The organism is Halobaculum rarum, from assembly GCF_040025155.1.
Taxonomy (GTDB): domain Archaea; phylum Halobacteriota; class Halobacteria; order Halobacteriales; family Haloferacaceae; genus Halobaculum; species Halobaculum rarum.
In genome coordinates, this window is sequence record NZ_CP157275.1 from 1586055 (window position 1) to 1602272 (window position 16218).

General features: G+C 69.1%; 15 protein-coding genes. 7 read left to right on the forward strand and 8 right to left on the reverse strand.

Annotated features, from left to right (window positions below; translation table 11 throughout):
- Positions 1 to 18 precede the first annotated feature (18 nt).
- A complete protein-coding gene (locus tag ABJD39_RS08325) occupies positions 19 to 1035 on the reverse strand; it encodes a tyrosine--tRNA ligase (protein WP_348606996.1) in 1017 nt (338 codons plus the stop codon).
- A gap of 100 nt (positions 1036 to 1135) precedes the next feature.
- Positions 1136 to 2266 carry an ORC1-type DNA replication protein gene (locus tag ABJD39_RS08330; RefSeq protein WP_348606999.1) on the reverse strand — a complete coding sequence of 377 codons (1131 nt, stop codon included), beginning with the start codon at positions 2264 to 2266 and terminating at the stop codon, positions 1136 to 1138.
- A gap of 355 nt (positions 2267 to 2621) precedes the next feature.
- Between ABJD39_RS08330 and ABJD39_RS08335 the strand changes: the two genes are divergently transcribed.
- The gene (locus tag ABJD39_RS08335; protein ID WP_348607002.1) at positions 2622 to 3239 is read left to right on the forward strand and encodes a response regulator; all 618 of its coding nucleotides are present in this window, start codon (positions 2622 to 2624) and stop codon (positions 3237 to 3239) included.
- Positions 3240 to 3297: 58 nt separating this feature from the next.
- On the opposite strand, the gene ABJD39_RS08340 is transcribed toward ABJD39_RS08335, so the two are convergent.
- Positions 3298 to 5310 (reverse strand): MutS-related protein, encoded by a 2013-nt coding sequence (locus tag ABJD39_RS08340; protein ID WP_348607005.1) that lies wholly within the window; start codon positions 5308 to 5310, stop codon positions 3298 to 3300.
- 215 nt (positions 5311 to 5525) lie between these two features.
- On the opposite strand from ABJD39_RS08340, the gene larE reads away from it, so the two are divergent.
- Positions 5526 to 6431 carry an ATP-dependent sacrificial sulfur transferase LarE gene (larE, locus tag ABJD39_RS08345; protein WP_348607007.1) on the forward strand — a complete coding sequence of 302 codons (906 nt, stop codon included), beginning with the start codon at positions 5526 to 5528 and terminating at the stop codon, positions 6429 to 6431.
- Positions 6432 to 6503: 72 nt separating this feature from the next.
- Here the strand turns inward: larE and ABJD39_RS08350 are convergent, their stop codons facing one another.
- Positions 6504 to 7151: a histidine phosphatase family protein gene (locus ABJD39_RS08350; protein WP_348607009.1), complete on the reverse strand. Its 648-nt coding sequence runs from the start codon at positions 7149 to 7151 to the stop codon at positions 6504 to 6506.
- 166 nt (positions 7152 to 7317) lie between these two features.
- On the opposite strand from ABJD39_RS08350, the gene ABJD39_RS08355 reads away from it, so the two are divergent.
- Complete coding sequence (locus tag ABJD39_RS08355; protein WP_348607012.1) at positions 7318 to 7650, forward strand: DUF5789 family protein; 333 nt, start codon at positions 7318 to 7320, stop codon at positions 7648 to 7650.
- 66 nt (positions 7651 to 7716) lie between these two features.
- Here the strand turns inward: ABJD39_RS08355 and ABJD39_RS08360 are convergent, their stop codons facing one another.
- Positions 7717 to 8988, reverse strand: coding sequence for a twin-arginine translocase subunit TatC (locus ABJD39_RS08360; RefSeq protein ID WP_348607015.1), 1272 nt, complete (start codon positions 8986 to 8988; stop codon positions 7717 to 7719).
- Between the two features lie 178 nt (positions 8989 to 9166).
- Here ABJD39_RS08360 and tatC point away from each other — a divergent pair, with 178 nt between their 5' ends.
- Positions 9167 to 11944 (forward strand): twin-arginine translocase subunit TatC, encoded by a 2778-nt coding sequence (tatC, locus tag ABJD39_RS08365; RefSeq protein ID WP_348607018.1) that lies wholly within the window; start codon positions 9167 to 9169, stop codon positions 11942 to 11944.
- A 198-nt stretch (positions 11945 to 12142) separates the two neighbouring features.
- Here tatC and ABJD39_RS08370 read toward each other — a convergent pair whose 3' ends face one another.
- Both ABJD39_RS08370 and ABJD39_RS08375 read right to left on the reverse strand, forming a co-directional pair.
- Positions 12143 to 12580 carry a hypothetical protein gene (locus ABJD39_RS08370; RefSeq protein ID WP_348607021.1) on the reverse strand — a complete coding sequence of 146 codons (438 nt, stop codon included), beginning with the start codon at positions 12578 to 12580 and terminating at the stop codon, positions 12143 to 12145.
- Positions 12577 to 13422 (reverse strand): DUF2391 family protein, encoded by an 846-nt coding sequence (locus tag ABJD39_RS08375; RefSeq protein WP_348607024.1) that lies wholly within the window; start codon positions 13420 to 13422, stop codon positions 12577 to 12579. Before ABJD39_RS08375 ends, ABJD39_RS08370 begins: the two co-directional genes overlap by 4 nt.
- Before the next feature lie 272 nt (positions 13423 to 13694).
- Here ABJD39_RS08375 and ABJD39_RS08380 point away from each other — a divergent pair, with 272 nt between their 5' ends.
- On the forward strand, positions 13695 to 13904 hold the full coding sequence (locus ABJD39_RS08380; protein WP_348607027.1) for a ribbon-helix-helix domain-containing protein: 210 nt from the start codon (positions 13695 to 13697) through the stop codon (positions 13902 to 13904).
- Positions 13901 to 14623, forward strand: coding sequence for a queuosine precursor transporter (locus ABJD39_RS08385; protein ID WP_348607030.1), 723 nt, complete (start codon positions 13901 to 13903; stop codon positions 14621 to 14623). The genes ABJD39_RS08380 and ABJD39_RS08385 overlap by 4 nt, the downstream gene beginning before the upstream one ends.
- A 14-nt stretch (positions 14624 to 14637) precedes the next feature.
- On the opposite strand, the gene ABJD39_RS08390 is transcribed toward ABJD39_RS08385, so the two are convergent.
- Positions 14638 to 15441 carry an RlmE family RNA methyltransferase gene (locus tag ABJD39_RS08390; protein WP_348607033.1) on the reverse strand — a complete coding sequence of 268 codons (804 nt, stop codon included), beginning with the start codon at positions 15439 to 15441 and terminating at the stop codon, positions 14638 to 14640.
- Positions 15442 to 15581: 140 nt separating this feature from the next.
- Here ABJD39_RS08390 and ABJD39_RS08395 point away from each other — a divergent pair, with 140 nt between their 5' ends.
- Entirely contained in the window at positions 15582 to 16181 is a 600-nt protein-coding gene (locus ABJD39_RS08395; RefSeq protein ID WP_348607036.1) for a hypothetical protein, read from the forward strand.
- Positions 16182 to 16218: the final 37 nt, after the last annotated feature.

A 16218-nucleotide genomic window follows, 5' to 3' on the forward strand; every position in this document is an offset into this window, starting at 1 on the left:
GCTCGACCCGTCGGCCGACTACTCTCCGTCCAGTTCTCGCAGCACTTCCCGTCCCGGAGCGATGAGCTCGTTCAGGTGGTCCGCGAGCGCGCCCTTCGCGTCCGCGGGGTGAAGCTCGCCCGACTCCAGGTCCGCCGCCAGCGACTCGTAGTCGTCGTACTCGAGGTCGCCGCCGTACTGCTCGGGACGCTCGACGACGACCGTGTCGAAGCGCGGGAACACCGAGTACTCGAAGATCTCGAGCACGGGGTTCTCGCGCTCGTTGCCCTCGTCGTCCGGGTCGGGATCGCGCGTCGGCGGGCAGAACGCGCCGTTGATCTTCTCCTCGACGTCCTCGGCGGAGTCCTCCATCGAGATGGTCGTGCCCGACGAGGAGGACATCTTGCCGACGCCGGTGTCGAGATCCGCGAGGATCGGCGTGTGCAGACACGGCCGGGCCTCGTAGTCGTGGTCGCTCTCGCCGTCCATCGCGGGGATCTGCTCGCGGTGGAGCATGTGGACCTTCCGCTGGTCGAGGCCGCCGACGGCGAGGTCGAGGTCGAGGTAGACGATGTCCAGCGCCTGCATCAGCGGGTACACCAGGTGGCTCACCTTCGCGGTGTCGCCGCTCTGGATCTCCGCCATCGCGCGCTGGGCGCGATTGAGCGTCGTGGACACCTCCAGTTCGTGCGTGTCGAGGACGTACTCCTCGTCGAGCTGGAACTCCGAGCCGTAGACGAACTCCGTCGACTCGGCGCCGAGGCCGTACGCGAGGAACTGGTCGCGCATGCGCTCGGCCGTCTCGCGGATCTCGGCGAACGTCCCCTTGTCGTTGAGGTACGCGTGCACGTCCGCGAGGAGGACGACGACCTCGAAACCCGCCTCCTGCAGGTCGATGAGCTTGTTCGCCGTCAGCATGTGCCCGATGTGGAGGACGCCCGACGGCTCGTATCCGACGTACACCCGCTTGCCTTCCGGGTCCTCGGCTAGCGCGCGTACCTCCTCCTCGGTGACCACCTCGGTCGCGTTCCGGGTGATCAGATCGTGGGCATCCATACCCGAGGGTGTCGCGTGGGCCGAGTATGTCTTTCGGATGTGTGCGAGCCGTTGGCCGGCGGTTCCGTTCCGGTCGGTCGGCGGCTCCTCGTCTCCTTGACTACCCCTCGAGCCGTTCGAGCACCGGCTCGGGGTCGTACGCGAGCGAGATCGACCGCGAGCGCCCTCGGCCCTCCACCTCGGCGTACTCCGTCTCCACGATCCCGAGCTGGTCCAGCTTGTTGACGATCTCCGAGTAGCGCGTGTAGCCCAGATCGGTCCGGTCGTGGAACGCCTCGTACACGGAGCCGGCCTGCTCGCCGTCGTGCTCCGCGAGCACCTCCACGAGCGCCGTTTCCGACTCCGAGAGGCCCCGAAGACTGCGCGAGAGGTGGACGTACTTCGACTTGTCGTACGCCTCCTCCACGTCCTCGATGCTGATCGTTCTGGAGGCGCGCATCTCGGCGTTGAGCCCGGCCCGACGCAGGAGGTCGATGCCGACCCGGAGGTCGCCCGACTCGGCGGTCAGCTCCGCAACCCGGTCGAGCTCGGTGGCGCCGAGGACACCGTCGTGGAAGCCGCGTTTCGCCCGCTCGCGGAGGATGTCACCCACCTCGTCGACGTCGTACTTCGGGAAGTACACCTCCTCGGGCCGGAACACCGACTGTACGCGCGAGTCCAACTCCTCGATGACCGACAGCGACAGGTCCGAGGAGACGCAGATGACGCCCACCTTCGCGCCGGCGTGGGCCTCGTGAGCACGCAACAGCGAGTACAGCGCGTCCGAGGCCTCGTTCTCGTAGAACAGGTAGTTCACGTCGTCGAGCGCGACGACGAGCACCTCGTCGTCATCGACGAGGCGGTCGGCGATCTGGCCGAACAGCTTCTTGAACGAGATGCCCGACGAGGGAGGCTCGTAGTCGAAGATGCCCTCGAAGATGCGCGAGAACACCGCATACCGGGTCGAGTCGACCTGGCAGTTCACCCGGACCGTGCGCACGTCTGTCTGGGCGCGCAGCTCCGAGAACAGCTTCTGTACGGAGGTGGTCTTGCCGGTGCCCGGCGGGCCGCGGACGACGGTGTTGAGCGGGCGCGACCCGCGCGCGGCCGGTCGGAGCGCGTACTTCAGCGACTCCAGTTGGCTCTCGCGGTGGCGGAACGTCTCGGGGACGTAGTCGATCTCGAAGACGTGTTCGTCCCGGAAGACGGACTCGTCCCACGACAGCATCCCGTCTTCGGGGTCCCCGGCCATGATACCGGACCCTCGCTCGCCCGACCACTTAATCGTTCCCCGGCGGCGGAGTGAAAGTGAAACCGCCTTCGAGACGCCACGCCCAGCGGAATTCGACCGGAACGTGGTTCAGTACCGCCCCGGTCGTCGACGCGGTGATCGTCCGCTCTTCCCGGACCACCCGGGACACGATGAGATCACGGTTTCCCAGTCTTGTCGGGCGCTTTCGTCGGGTGAATCCGGCTTAATCCGGCGAACGCGTCGACCGGGTTAACGAGGGTACCGATCGTGGGGTACCTCAATGAGGGAGGAGTCTATCGGAGAGCCGAGTGTCGGGGAGCCGACTGCGGGGGATGCCAATCCGGGGAGCGATATCGTGGGTGAGGAACGAACTACATCCTCGACGCACGAGAGCCGTCCACACGTGCTCGTCGTCGACGACGACGCCGATGTCCGCGACCTGTACGCGGACCAGCTCACCGGCGAGTACGACGTGTCGACGGCGGCGTCGGGGGCGGAGGCGCTCGACGTGCTCGACGACTCGGTCGACGTGGTCCTGTTGGACCGTCGGATGCCCGGACTACACGGCGACGACACGCTCGAACGGATCCGCACGTCCGGAGTCGACGTACGTGTTGCGGCCGTCTCCGGCGTCAGCGTCGGTCTCGACGTGGTCGGACTTCCGGTCGACGCGTACCTCGAAAAGCCGGTCGACTCCGCCGACCTCCGGGACGCGGTCGACCGGCTCGTCCGGGTCGCCCGGTACGACGACCGCGTCCGTCAGTACTTCGCGGTGATGCACAAACAGGTCGCCCTCGAGGACGCGGGAATCGACCGAGTCGACGGCGAGTACGGCGAGCTCGCCCACCGTCGCGAGGCGCTGGAGTCTGGGATCGACGACCTGCACGCGCGGCTCGACCACGAGGACTACGAGCTCCTGTTTCGCGGCCTCGAGGACGACGGTCACGACTCTCCCGCCGACCTGTACGCCTGACGCGTTCACCGCCGCTCGGGTCGCTCTCCTTCCCTCCTCTCATCTCCTCCCCGCCTCCTCAGAACTTCTCCAGCAGCCCCTCGTAGAACGCGGGGTCGGCGTCCGCGCCGGACCCGTCGGGGTCGTCGGCGCCGGCCTCCCGCGCCAGCTTCTCGACGATCAGCTCCGGCGTCGACCGGGCGAGGTGGTCCTTTCGCGGCGAGCGGTTCACCACCAGCTCGCCGTCCTCCAGGCCCACCGCCTCGATACCGTCGACCGCGACGTCGACGGCGGCGGCCTCCCGGATCTGCCGCGCGAGGTGGGAGACGAACACGCCCGTGGCGCCCTGCTCGTCGAGGGCTTCGAGGATGCCCGCGATGATCTTCGCGGAGGCGCCCGGTTCGGTGATCGACTCCAGCTCGTCAACGAGCACCAGCCGGCCCGACGCCCCCGACACGAGGTCGCCGAAGTCGCGCAGCGTCGACTCGAACGCGCCGGCGTCGAGCGTTCCCTGCGACTTCGCGTAGTAGTGCAGCTCCGAGACGCGCCCCACGCGGGCCGAGTCGGCCGGAACGGGCAGGCCCATGTGCGCGAGCGTGACGATCAGCGCGACGAGATCGAGCGTCGAGGTCTTCCCGCCGGAGTTCACTCCCGACAGGAGCGTCACCCCCGAAACCGTGTAGTCGACGGGTTCGGCCTCGTCGAAGGACACGTCGAGTAGCGGGGAGCGCCCGCCATCGATCGCGAACCCGGTCCCCTCGTCGTCGATCTCGGGGACGACGCAGTCGAAGTCGCGGGCGAAGCGTGCGACCGCAAGCTCCACGTCGAGTTCGAGCGCGTCGGCGACGAGGTCGTCGGCGGGCTCACGCAGCGCTGCCAGATCCTCCGCCAATCCCGACTTGAGCGCCGCCGCCCGTCGATCGCGAGCGGTCTTCAACTCGGTGCGCAGGCGGTTCAGCGGCTCCTCGTTGTGCTCGGTCGGGAAGGTCGGGTCGCCCGCGAAGACCCGCTCGGTGAACTCCGCCTCGCTTTCGTCCAGCCGGAGCGCGTCCGCGAGGTGGTCGCGTGCGCTCCGGATCGCGGCGTCGTACTCGTCGGCCAGCTCCCGCGAGAGCAGGCTGTCGACGCGGGCGCCCTGCTCGACCAACGAGAGGAAGTCGGTCCCCTCGATGGTCACGTCCTGCTCGCGGATGGCGTCGCGGAGGTGATCGTTGGCGACCGACTCGGCCGTCGAGACGGCGGCGTCGAGGTCGTCGACGGCGTTCGACAGCCGCTCCAGTTCCTCGTCGCCGCGGACGGTGCCGTCGTCGTCCAGCCGCGAGAGCGCGTCCCGTAGCGCCTCGGGTTCGAGGGCGGTGTCGATGCCGGCGGCCTCGTGCACGTCGAGCGCCGCCAGCAGTTCCGCGCGGTTCTCCGCGAAGAACGCGAGCAGCCGCTCGGGAACGACCTCCTCCGGATGGTTCTCCGGGTCGGTGATGACTCGAACGTCGCCCTCGACGTCGACGCCGGCGAACGCCTCGTCGACCGCGACGACGGTGGCGTACGAGCGCGCGAGTTCCGCGAGGTCGCGGGCGTCCTCGACGACCTCGACGGAGAGCTCGGGGAACGCGTCTTTCACGGCGGCGTACCGCTCGGCGTCGGCGGTCGCGAGCGCCCGCTCGCGCACCCGGAGCCCCCGCGGCTCGGTCGGCTGTTCGACGCCCGAAAGCGCCGCGAGCACCTCGTCGCTCGGCTCGCGCTCGACCGCCTCGGCGGCCCACTCGCGCACCTCCTCGATGCGCGAGGTCGTCGCGGAGGGGTAGATCGTCCGCAGGCGCTTCTCGGCGTAGTCGGTGACCGCCCGTTCCTGCAGGAGGCCGAGGGCGTCCTCGTACACCTCGCGGGCGCGGTCGGTCGCCAGCCAGCCGCCGGGGTCGTCGTGGCGTTCCCGGATGGCGCCGCGGGCGATGGCGGCCGCCCGGCCCTCGGTGAGGCCACGTGCCCGGGCGAGCGTCGCCACGTCGCCGCGGCGCAGCGCCGCTTCCGCGCCGTCCAGATCCGCGAGGGCGTCGGCTGTCTTCTCGCCGACGCCGGGGACCGACGTGAACTGCATTCGGCACCCGGTAGCGCGGCGGGGGTCAAAACCGTGCCGGGGGCGAGGCGGGAGCGTAGCGACCGCCTCGGAGACGCGAACGGCGAACGGAGTGAGCCGTGAGCGGGGCGTACGCGGTCGAGGAACGAAGTGACTCGCGACCGACGCGAACACGTTCGTACCGTCGCCTCGCCCCGTTCGGACGACTTTTGGGCCGTCACCTCCTCGTCCCGGTCATGGACGACGACGTGGCGGCGAAAGCGGCGGCCGCGCGCGAGCACCTCGCCGAGCGCGACGGCGTGCTCGTCGCCTTCTCGGGCGGCGTGGACTCGTCGGTCGTGGCGGCGCTCGCACGCGACGCCCTCGGCGACGACGCGGTCGCCTGTACCGCGAAAAGCGAGACGCTTCCGGCCGAGGAACTGGACGACGCGGCCCGCGTCGCCGACGACATCGGCATCGACCACGCGATCGTGGAGTTCTCCGAACTGGACGACCCGAACTTCGTCGCCAACGGCGACGACCGCTGTTACCACTGCCGGACGATGCGTCTCTCGCGGATGTACGAGGCCGCCACGGAACGCGGTATCGGCACGGTCTGTGACGGCACGAACGCCTCCGATCCCGGGGAGGGGCACCGGCCGGGGCTCGAGGCCGTCGAGGAACTCGACGTGGTCTCCCCGCTCCTGCAGGCGGGCATCACGAAAGCGGAGGTCCGCCAGATCGCCGAGCACTACGACCTCGACGTGGCGGACAAGCCCTCGATGGCGTGCCTCTCCTCGCGTATCCCGACCGGGCTGGAGGTGACCGAGGAGCGACTCACCCGCATCGAGCAGGCCGAGCGCCTGCTGCGTACGTGGGGGTTCTCGCAGTTCCGCGTCCGCGACCACGACGGCCTCGCGCGCATCGAGGTCGGCGCCGACGAGTTGGAGGCCGCGTTGAATCCGGACTTCGTCGCGGCCGCCCGCGACCACATGCTGGAGCTCGGCTTCGACCACGTCACGCTCGACCTCCAGGGGTACGAGACCGGGAGCGTCAGCCCCGCGAGCGAGGCGGACGCCGATGGCGAGGGAGAGAACGCCGTGAATCGCGACGGGGAGCCGGTCGTCGAGGACGTGTTCGCGCGCGACTACCCGACCTCGTAGGGTCGCGTCGCCGCCGCCGTTCAGTCGATCGCGCCGGCCGCGTCGACGGCCTGTCCGCCGCTCACGGTTCGCTCAGTAGTTCTCCTGGGTCGTCGCCTCCGCCAGGAACGAGGTGACGTTCCCGCGGACCAACTCGGTCGTCCCGGCGTCGCCTTCGACCCGGATCTCGTTGACCGCGCAGTTTCCCTGCTCCTGATCGAGCACCGCGGCGACCACGTCCAGTCCCTTGATATCTCCGGTGACGGCGTACAGCGGGCCGCCGTGAGCGATGACGGCGAGGGTCTCGTCGGGGCCGAGTCCCGCACAGAGGTCCGCGAAGGCCCCCTCCACGCGCTTCCACATGTCGAGCAACGACTCGCCGCTCTCGGGCGTCGTCTCGGCCGCGGCGTACCCGATCTCCGAGAGGGTGTACTCGGGGTACGTGCCGAACAGGTCGTCGTAAGTGAGTCCCTGAAACCGGCCGAAGTCGCGCTCGCGCCACCGGGCGTCGAACGTCGTCTCCGCGCCCGTCGTCCGCGAAACGGCGCGGGCGGTCTCGGCGGCGCGCTCTAGGTCGGAGGCGACGATCCGGTCGACGGCGTACTCGGCGTCGAGAAACGTTGCCAGCGCGGTCGCCTGCTCGCGGCCGCGTTCGGTCAGTTCCGTCGGCGCCCAGCCCTGGACGCGCCGGTCGCGGTTCCACGACGTCTCGCCGTGGCGACACAGCAGGATCGTTCCCATCGAGCGTGGATGGACGGGGAGACGAGAAAAGACCGCCGGCGAGGATGGCCGGCGCGGCGGGTCCCCTCGTCGCCCGACTCCGTTCCACCTACGCCCCGAGAGCCGACTGGGTTCCGATCGTGTCACACGACCATACCGTTATCGGGCTCGGTCGCCAATCGGGCATATGGCCGACAACAAACAGGGGCGGGAAGACCAGGCCGCCGACGAGGAGCAACGCCAACAGGAGCGAGACATGAAGGAGGCGCGCACCAGGGCCGAAGAACCCGAGCCCGTGGGCGACGATCCGGAGGACCAGTTGGGCGAACTCGACGATGCGCTCGAAACACACGGGTACCCGGCCACGACCGACGAGTTGGTCGAGGAGTACGGCGAGTACGAGGTCGAAACGCAGGACGGGGTGAAGTCGCTCGACGACGTGTTCGCGGGAACAGACGACCGGACGTACGGCTCCGCCGACGACGTTCGGAGTCGGATCCTGGGACTGCTCCGTCGCTGACGGGCGCGTTCCGAACGTGCCGAGTTTCGAGTCGAATACGTGTGGCGGGCGGGAGCCGGGCCGCGGCTAGTTCCCGGTCCAGCGCAACAGCGCGAGCGTCCCCTCGAACAGCGCGATCATCGTCGCGCCGACGATGATGGGCGCCATCCCGGTCGGGTCCGGCGAGACGATGAACGCCAACCCGACGAACGCCGACCAGAACAGCAGCCGGCGGTCCTCCATCCACTCGCGGGTCACCAACCCCATCATGATGGCGAGCTGGATGAACAGTGGGATCTGAAAGACGATGGCCATGTAGCCCATCAACAGGAGGATGAGGTTGAACGTCTCCCGGAGGCTGAACGCCAGCTCGGCGCTCCCCTCGGTGTAGCTGATGAAGTAGTCGAAGATGACCGGGAGGACGATGAAGTGCGCGAACGCGACGCCGATGATCCCGAGGATCAGGCTCGTCGGCACCGCCGCGAGGTAGTAACGCCGCTCGTGTGGGTACAGGCCGGGACGCATGAAGCGGTACGTCTCGTAGACGAACACCGGTAGTCCCACGAGGAGCCCCGCGAGCGACGCCACCTTCAGCTTCGTGAGCAGGAACTCCAGCGGGCTGTAGATGCGCGGTTGGTTCTGCTCGAACCCGACGTGAGAGTCCCACAGGAACTCGATGATCTGCTCGGCGCTGGGGACCGTCGGCGAGACGGTGCCGATCAGCAGCACCACGACCACGACGACGCCGGCGATGCCGAACACGATGCCGAGGCGGCGCATCATCTCCTCGATGTGCTCGGCCAGCGGCATCTCCTGGTCGGTGTCCGGACCGCCGCCCTCGCCACCGAGCGCGCCGACGCCCTTGTTCACCGCTTGCATCCCCTTCTCGGCCGCGCTCAGTTCGCCCCCTCCGTTCGCGGCCGGCTGTCCGCTCTCGCCGGATCGCTCGCCGGCGACCGCGTCGGGAACCGGCTGTGAGTCGTCGATCTCGGGAGCGTCGCCGGCGATCGGGGCCGGCTCGAGCGCCTCTCGTTCGGATTCGTCGTCGCGGTCGCGGTCGCCGTCGGGACCCATGTCGCTGTCGTCGTGGCCATCGCTGCTCTCGCGGCTGCCACCGTCGCTCGTGTCCGAGTCGGGGCCGTTCGCCGGCTCGTCGGATTCGTCGTCCGACCCCTCGCCGTCGTCGGCGTCCTCGAAGGGACTGCGGCGGTCGATCCCCCGTTCCTCGTCGGTGGGTCGGTCCTCGGACTCGGATGGCTCGTCGGACTCAGCGGAGTCGGCGGACTCGGCAGTCCCGGCGTCGTGGTCGCCGTCGCCCTCGGTTGACGGCTCCTCGGGCGGATCCGAGTCCGCGGTCATGGGTTGGGTTCGCCCCCGGTCCGTTATAGGCCTTTTCTGATGGCGCCACCGGGGGCGGCCGCGGTCCCACGACCGGCGGGCCCTCAACCCGCCCGGGCGACGGATCCCCGCGGGTCCCGCCGCCGACGCGACGCGTCTCTTGAAAAGGTTGATAACCGGCAAGTCGCTCTCATGCGGTATGTCGAGCGCGCTCGACGAGGACACCCAACAGACGTTGGCGGACGGCAGGGCCGCCGCCGGCGCGATGCTTCGGTCCGCACAGAAGGACCTCCAGAAGGTGTTTCTCGTCTTTCTGGCCGGGTTCATGGGGACGTTCTACGCCCTCCGGCTGTACGTCTGGGACTTCCTGAAGTCCGTCACGCGCGCGCAACTCAGCGAGGCCGCCGGCCAGGAGGTCGAGATCATCGCACAGACGCCCTTCGACGTGATCCTGCTTCAGGCGAAGATCGGCCTCATCGTCGGGATCATCGTCGGGATCCCGCCGCTGCTGTACTTCTCCCGCGACGCGCTCCGCGAGCGGGGCGCCTGGCCGCAGACGCCGGTCGCCCGCTGGAAGCTCGCGGTCATCGCGGTGTTAGCGGCCGGTCTGTTCGCGGGCGGCGTCGCCTACGGCTATCTCGTGTTCTTCCCGTTCATGTTCGCGTTCCTCGCGAACAACGCGCTCTCGGCGGGCATCCTCCCGACGTACTCCATCGTGAAGTGGGCGCAGTTCATCGCGCTGCTCACGTTCTCGTTCGGCTTCGCCGCCCAGATGCCGCTGGCCATCACGGCGCTGTCGTACGCCGAGATCGTCCCCTACGAGACGTTCCGCGAGAAGTGGCGCCACGCGGTCGTCGGAATCTTCGTGTTCGGCGCCGTGTTCTCGCCGCCGGACCCGTTCACCCAGGTGATGTGGGCGGCGCCGCTGCTCCTGTTGTACGGGGCGTCGCTGTACCTCGCGAAGGTCGTCGTCACCGCCAGGCGCGGGAGCGAGCGTATCGATGCGGCCGCGACCGCGCGGCTCCACTGGAACGTGCTCGCCGGCGTCGGCGTCGCCGCCGCCGCCGCGGTCTACCTGTTTTACACCCGCGGCGGCGCCGCGGCGGTCAATGACCTCGTCGCGGGGTCGGGGCTGACGAGCTACCAGTTCGCGACGGGCCTCGCGCCGCCGGCGTTGGCGGCGCTGGCTGCCGGCGTCGGAACCGCCGTGGCGGCCACGACGCTGGCGTACTTCGTGTACGCCGAACTCGACGAGACCACGGCCGTCGTCGGCGACGCCGGCGACCCCGACGCGATCGACCTCCTGGCGCTCGACGAGACTGGCGTTCGCGCGGCGCCGCCGGAGACGTTCGACGGCATGACCGAGCCCGAGGCCCTCGAGGCTGCCTCCGCCGCCATGGAGGCCGACGAGCCCGGCAAGGCGCAGGCGATCCTCGACCGCTTCGACGAGGCCGCGGCGGCGGGGACCGCCGGCGCGACCGACGAGGAAACCGCCGGGAACGAAGCCGCCCGGTCGGGTCCGCCCCGCGATCTGTTCGCCGACGACACGGGCGTTATCGGGGCGACCCGCCGCGGTGCCGGATTCGTCGACTGGCGCGGTCGGTTCGGCTCGCTGTGGAACGTCCTGCTCGGTATCGCGGGGGTCGTCGCCGCGGTCGGCTACGTGCTCGTCGAGCGGCCGGCGCTCGCGGACTCGATACTCGTCGAGTACGGCACGAGCGCGGCCGCGATCCTCGCGGTCGTCGGGGTGAGCGGCACCGCGGCACTCGTCGCGTTCGTCGCCGCCGGGATCGCGCTCGCGGTCCTGTTGGGCGTGCTGCTCGCCGTCTACTTCGCGTACGTCGCGGGCACGGATCCGACGGCCGTCGACATCGAGGTGCTCACCGCGGAGGAGGTTCGCCGCGCCCCCGACACCGTGTTCGCGGGTATCTCCGAGCGACGTGCGAACTACCTCGCCGACCGCGCGGCCGCCGCCGGCGACTCGGCGAAGGCGCGTGCGGTGCTGGACCGCTTCGACGAGATCCAGTCGGCCCGCGAGGCCGCCGACTCCTCGGAGACGGCCGGCACCGCCGGAGGCGCTGACGGCCCGTCGATCCCGGGCCTGTCGGACGACGCCAGCGACCGGACGTCGCGGGCGACCGGGACGCTCCTCGAGGGGATCACCGACGGCGAGCGCGACGAGGACGACATCGGCGGCTACTACGACGACCTCGCGTTCATCGCCGCCTCGCTGCGCTCGCGGCTGTTCGTCCTGGTGTCGGTGTTCGGCCTCACGCTCGCCGGCGTGTTCGCGTTCCTCTATCTCGGCGGGATCGGCGACGTGAAGAACAACTTCGTGAACCGCATCCCCGAGGAGATCGTCGGCGTCGGCGCCGAGAACTTCGGCGTCATCGTGCTCCACCCGGTGGAGGCGCTCATCTTCGAGGTGAAGATCTCGACCATCGCGGGCGCCGTGGCGGTCCTCCCCTTCATGGCGTACTACGCGTGGCCCGCGCTGCGCGACCGCGGCTTCGTCCGCGGCCGCCGTCAGGTCGTGTTCGGCTGGGTGGCGGCGCTGTTGGCGGGCCTCCTGGGCGGGCTCGCGCTCGGCTACACCGTCATCGCGCCGGCGGTCATCTCGTGGCTCGTCAGCGACGCGCTGGCGGCGGGCATGGTGATCAGCTACCGCATCAGCGACTTCGCGTGGCTGGTGTTCTTCACCACCGTCGGGATCGGGTTCCTCGCGGACGTTCCCATCCTGATGGTCCTGCTCAACACCACGGGCGTGTCGTACCAGGCGATGCGCTCGCGCTGGCGCGAGGTAACGGTCGCCATCATGCTCGTGGCGGCACTGTTCACCCCGGCGGACGTGTTCACGATGTTCCTCGTGACGATTCCGCTGATGGCCGCCTACGGCGTCGGCCTGCTGATCCTCTGGGTGATGACGCTCGGCGGTCGGCGCAACCTCGTCGAGCCGACCGTCGATCTGACTCGCTGACGCCCCGGACAGCCTCCGAGTCAGTCCACGTCTCACCAAGGCGAGTGGGAGCCCGCTGCTCAGGACGATCCCGACGTCGATCCACGCTCGCAACTCGTTCGCGTTCTTCGATCTCCCCGGTCCCCTCCCCTCCTGGTCACCCCATCACCGGTTTCCGACGGGTCGTTCGGCCGAACCTGTCAGGCGGCGACTGCACGCTCACGATTCGATCCAGGTCACGACACTGGCATCCGGAGCCGTCCCCTGTGGACAGATGACGGTCCCGGTCCGGTGTCCCATCGCAGGAACGTGCGTGAACAGCAGAGAGCGTTCGGTGCTTCCGCACCGAACCGCCACCTCGACCGAACTGAGGCCGGTTTCCCCTTCGTTTTCTAGACTGACTGTCACACGAATGCTCCCCGCTTGTGGGCGTTCGGACGGCAATCGCTCGACGGAGTCGATGGTGGCGGTCGGCTCGGCGGCAGTGGGCGCGACGATGGCCTGCGACGCGATATACCCGAGCAGACCAACGAGCAGGAGGGCGCTGACGACCATAATGCTGGCCTCGAGGAGATCGCCGCCCGCGATCCCCTCTTCGGTCGCGGTGTCGTCGTCAGTATCGGACACGTCCGCCTCGGACGGTTCGTCGGATGTCATCCGAGGATCACCCGTGCGCCGCTTGCGCCGACGGCGGCGGGAAACGCGAGGACGACCGTCCGACGCGCCCAGGTCGCGACCGGTTCGCTCTCGATACCCCCGAGCGCGACGAGAAGCCCGAAGGCGACGAGGAGTCCCACCACGGTGACGATACAGGTCTGGCCGACCCGTCGCCAGCGCGAACGACCCTGTAGCCGTCGGGACTGGCCGCGAAACTCGAGTTCATAGAGCATCAGATACGTCACACTGAGCGTGACGACGAGGAGTACACCGACTCGCGTCCAGTCGATCTGTGCGGCGATCAGCCCGATCTCGTCCGTCGGAGCGATGGGGGCGGCAAAGAAGATCGCTCCCAGCGCGAACACGCCGAGGTTCTGCGGGAACCCCGCCTCAGGTATCTCCTCCTGATCGCCGCTGAGTAACTCGTTGGCCAACGCCGCGCCGACCGCGAGCGGGACGACCTGTATCAGTCCCATCCGGGCCACTACGGGAAACGGCGTTTGGAGATCGATAACCCCGAGCAAAGCCAGCGTCGTATACCCGATAAAGAGGCTCTGGAAGACGACCTCGGCGAACTCGACCCAGAGGGGTGATCCGCCGTTCCGGCGCAGTCCGGTGTCGGTCCCTCCCGCCTCGGTGTCCTCGTCGGATCTGAAGCCGACGCTGCGCGTGATCAAAACGACCAGCGCGAGGCCGGCGACGACGAACCCGAGCAGGTGAACGACCGGAACGTCGACGGCCAGCCGCCAGGTTTCGACAGTGTAGGCGAAGGAGATGCCGAGGACCAAGAGCGCGCCCGCCATCCCCCGCCCCTGCTCCCGCAGTTCCGCGCCGAGTTCCATTGTCTGAAGATACACTCCCGTAGTGAAAGTTGTAGTGAGAGTTGTAGTGAGGTTGTTCCGGTATCGGCGGAACACCGACGCCAGCACGGAAGGCTCGGCCGAGGACGATCACACGCCGTTCGATCGCCGGACCGACGTGAGATCCGTAAGCAGTACCGTTTTAATGGTCCGATTCAGATATTCCACAGAGAATACCATGGGAGCAGACCATCACAGCGACCGCAGTACTGCCGTCCGAATCGCGACGTACATCTCTGAGTGGTGATAGCGGTATGCCCAAGATAAGCGTCGAGATGCCCGGGGAACTCCTCACGGATCTCGACGAACACGTCGGTGACGACGGCAAGTTCGTGAACCGCAGCGACGCGATCCGCGCGTCGGTGCGCAAGACGCTGGACGTGCTCGACGAGATCGACGCGCGCCACGGTCGGCTGATCGACGAAGAATCGGGGGGAGACGGGGCGGAGGAAGACGCCGAATGAGCGGTGTCGACGGCGCCGCCGCGGAGCCGCGCCGGCTGCACGTACCGATCGCGGCGGTCGTGCTCACCGCGCTGTTCGTGTCGGCGCTGGTTACCGCACAGGTAATCTCGGCAAAACTGCTCGCGGTCTCGTTGCCCGTGCTCGGCGCCGTCACCGCGCCCGGCGGGACGCTCGCGTATGCGGTCACGTTCTTCGCCTCCGACTGCCTCTCGGAGCTGTACGGCAAGTCGTACGCCCGGAAGGTGGTGAACGTCGCGTTCGCGATGAACTTCGTCCTGCTGACGCTGGTGTTCGCGACCATCGCGACGCCCGCCGCGCAGGGGTCGGTCGACCCCGCCGCCTTCGAGACGGTGCTCGGACTGTCGGGCAACGTCGTGCTCGGCTCGCTGGCCGCCTACGTGATCAGTCAGAACTGGGACGTGATCGCGTTCCACCGCATCCGCGAGTTCACCGACGGCGACGCGTTGTGGCTGCGCAACGTCGGATCGACGGCGTCGAGTCAGCTCATCGACACGGTCGTGTTCACGCTCGTCGCGTTCGCGGTCGCGCCCGCCGTCCTCGGCGTCGGCGCGGCGCTGCCCACCCCGGTGCTCGTGTCGCTCGTCGTCGGGCAGTACGTCCTCAAGCTCCTCATCGCGCTGGTCGACACGCCGTTGGTGTACGCGGCGGTCGCGCTCGTCCGCCGCGACGAGGACGGCGCTGCCGCTGTGAGCGCCTGAAGCAGGAACGGGAGTCAGTCGACGCGCTCGGCGAAGCCGAACCGCGGCTTCACGTCGTCGACGACGACCTCGACGGTCTCGCCGGCCTCGGCGCCGGGGACGAACAGCGTGTAGCCGTCGACGCGGGCGACGCCGTCGCCCTCCTCGCCGACGTCGGTCACCTCGACCGTGAGCCGGTCGCCTTCCGAGACCGGGGTGTCGGTGCGTCCGCGAGCGATCAGGTAGCGCTCGGAGGAACGCTTCCGGCTCGCCTCGGGCGTGTACGCCCGGACGTACTGGAACTCCGCCTCCACGTCGTCGCGGAAGTCCGCGAGGTCGGGACCGTCGAACACCTTCACGACGAAGTCGCCGCCCGGCTTCAGGAGCTCCAGCGCGGTGTCGAACGCCTGCCGACTGAGGTGGATCGAGCGGGCGTGATCCAGCTGATACTCGCCGGTCATGTTCGGCGCCATGTCGGAGATCACCACGTCGACGGGGCGCTCGGGATCGTCGCCGTCGTCGGGGTCCGGATCGACGCCGAGCGCCTTGCGGAGGTAGTAGCGCGTGCGCTCCTCGGTCATGTCGCCGCGGACCGTCTCGACGTGCGGGTGATCGAGGTCGTCGATGCGCTGGAGGTCGACGCCGACGACGCGGCCGGCCTCGGTCACCGCCTCGGCGGCGATCTGGAGCCAGCCGCCGGGGGCGGCACCGAGGTCGACGACGGTGTCGCCGGGGTCGAACAGGCCGATTTCCTCGTCGATCTGGCGGAGCTTGTAGGCCGAGCGGGCGCGGTAGCCCTCCTGTTTCGCCCGGTTGTAGAAGTCGTCCTTGCGAGCCATGGTCAATTACCCGCCTGTTTCGCGTGGACGCGGGTAACTCGTTCGTTCGGCGGTCAGCACCGTCGCCGAGGCGGCCTAGACGCCCTCAAGGCGATGGTGGATCGAAACGACCACCATGCTCCCGCCGTCCGCGTCACCGTATGTCCGCGTCGATCGCGTCGACGTACTCCGCGGCGTTCGCGCCGGAGCTGTTCGTGCTCGTGTGTGGGCTGGCGGCCGTCTGCTACGAGTGGTGGCGATCGGACTGGCAGTCGTGGATCGGGATCGCCGCCCGAGTCGGTGTACTCGGGTTCGGCTGGGCGGTCGCGTTCGCCGTCTACCAGGGGATCCCCCGGATCCTCGCCACCGCGCCGGCGTGGGCGACGGACGCGACGGGAAGCGTGGGGCTCGGCGTCGGCCTGCTCGTCATCTGGGGCTGGTGGCGACGCGCCGACTGGGGACCGATCGTCCCAGACTACGCGCTCCTGCTCGTCGCCGTGACCGTCCCGCATCTCCTGATCACGCCCGTGTGGGACGTGTCCAGTCACGTCCTGTACGCGGTGGTTCCCGCCGGCTTCCTCACGCTCGTCGACCGGCGCGCGGCGCCGCTCGCGCTCGTCGCGCTCGGGATGGTTGTCGCCCGTCCCCTCACGGGGGCCCACACCTGGGGCGAGTCCTTCGGCGGGTTGGCGCTCGGCGTCGCGGCGCTGGCGGCGTATGCGTCGAACACCGGCGTCGGCGACCCGTCCTCGACGACGTAGCCGCCGGGATGCCCCACCGCGGGTGGTGCACGCGTTC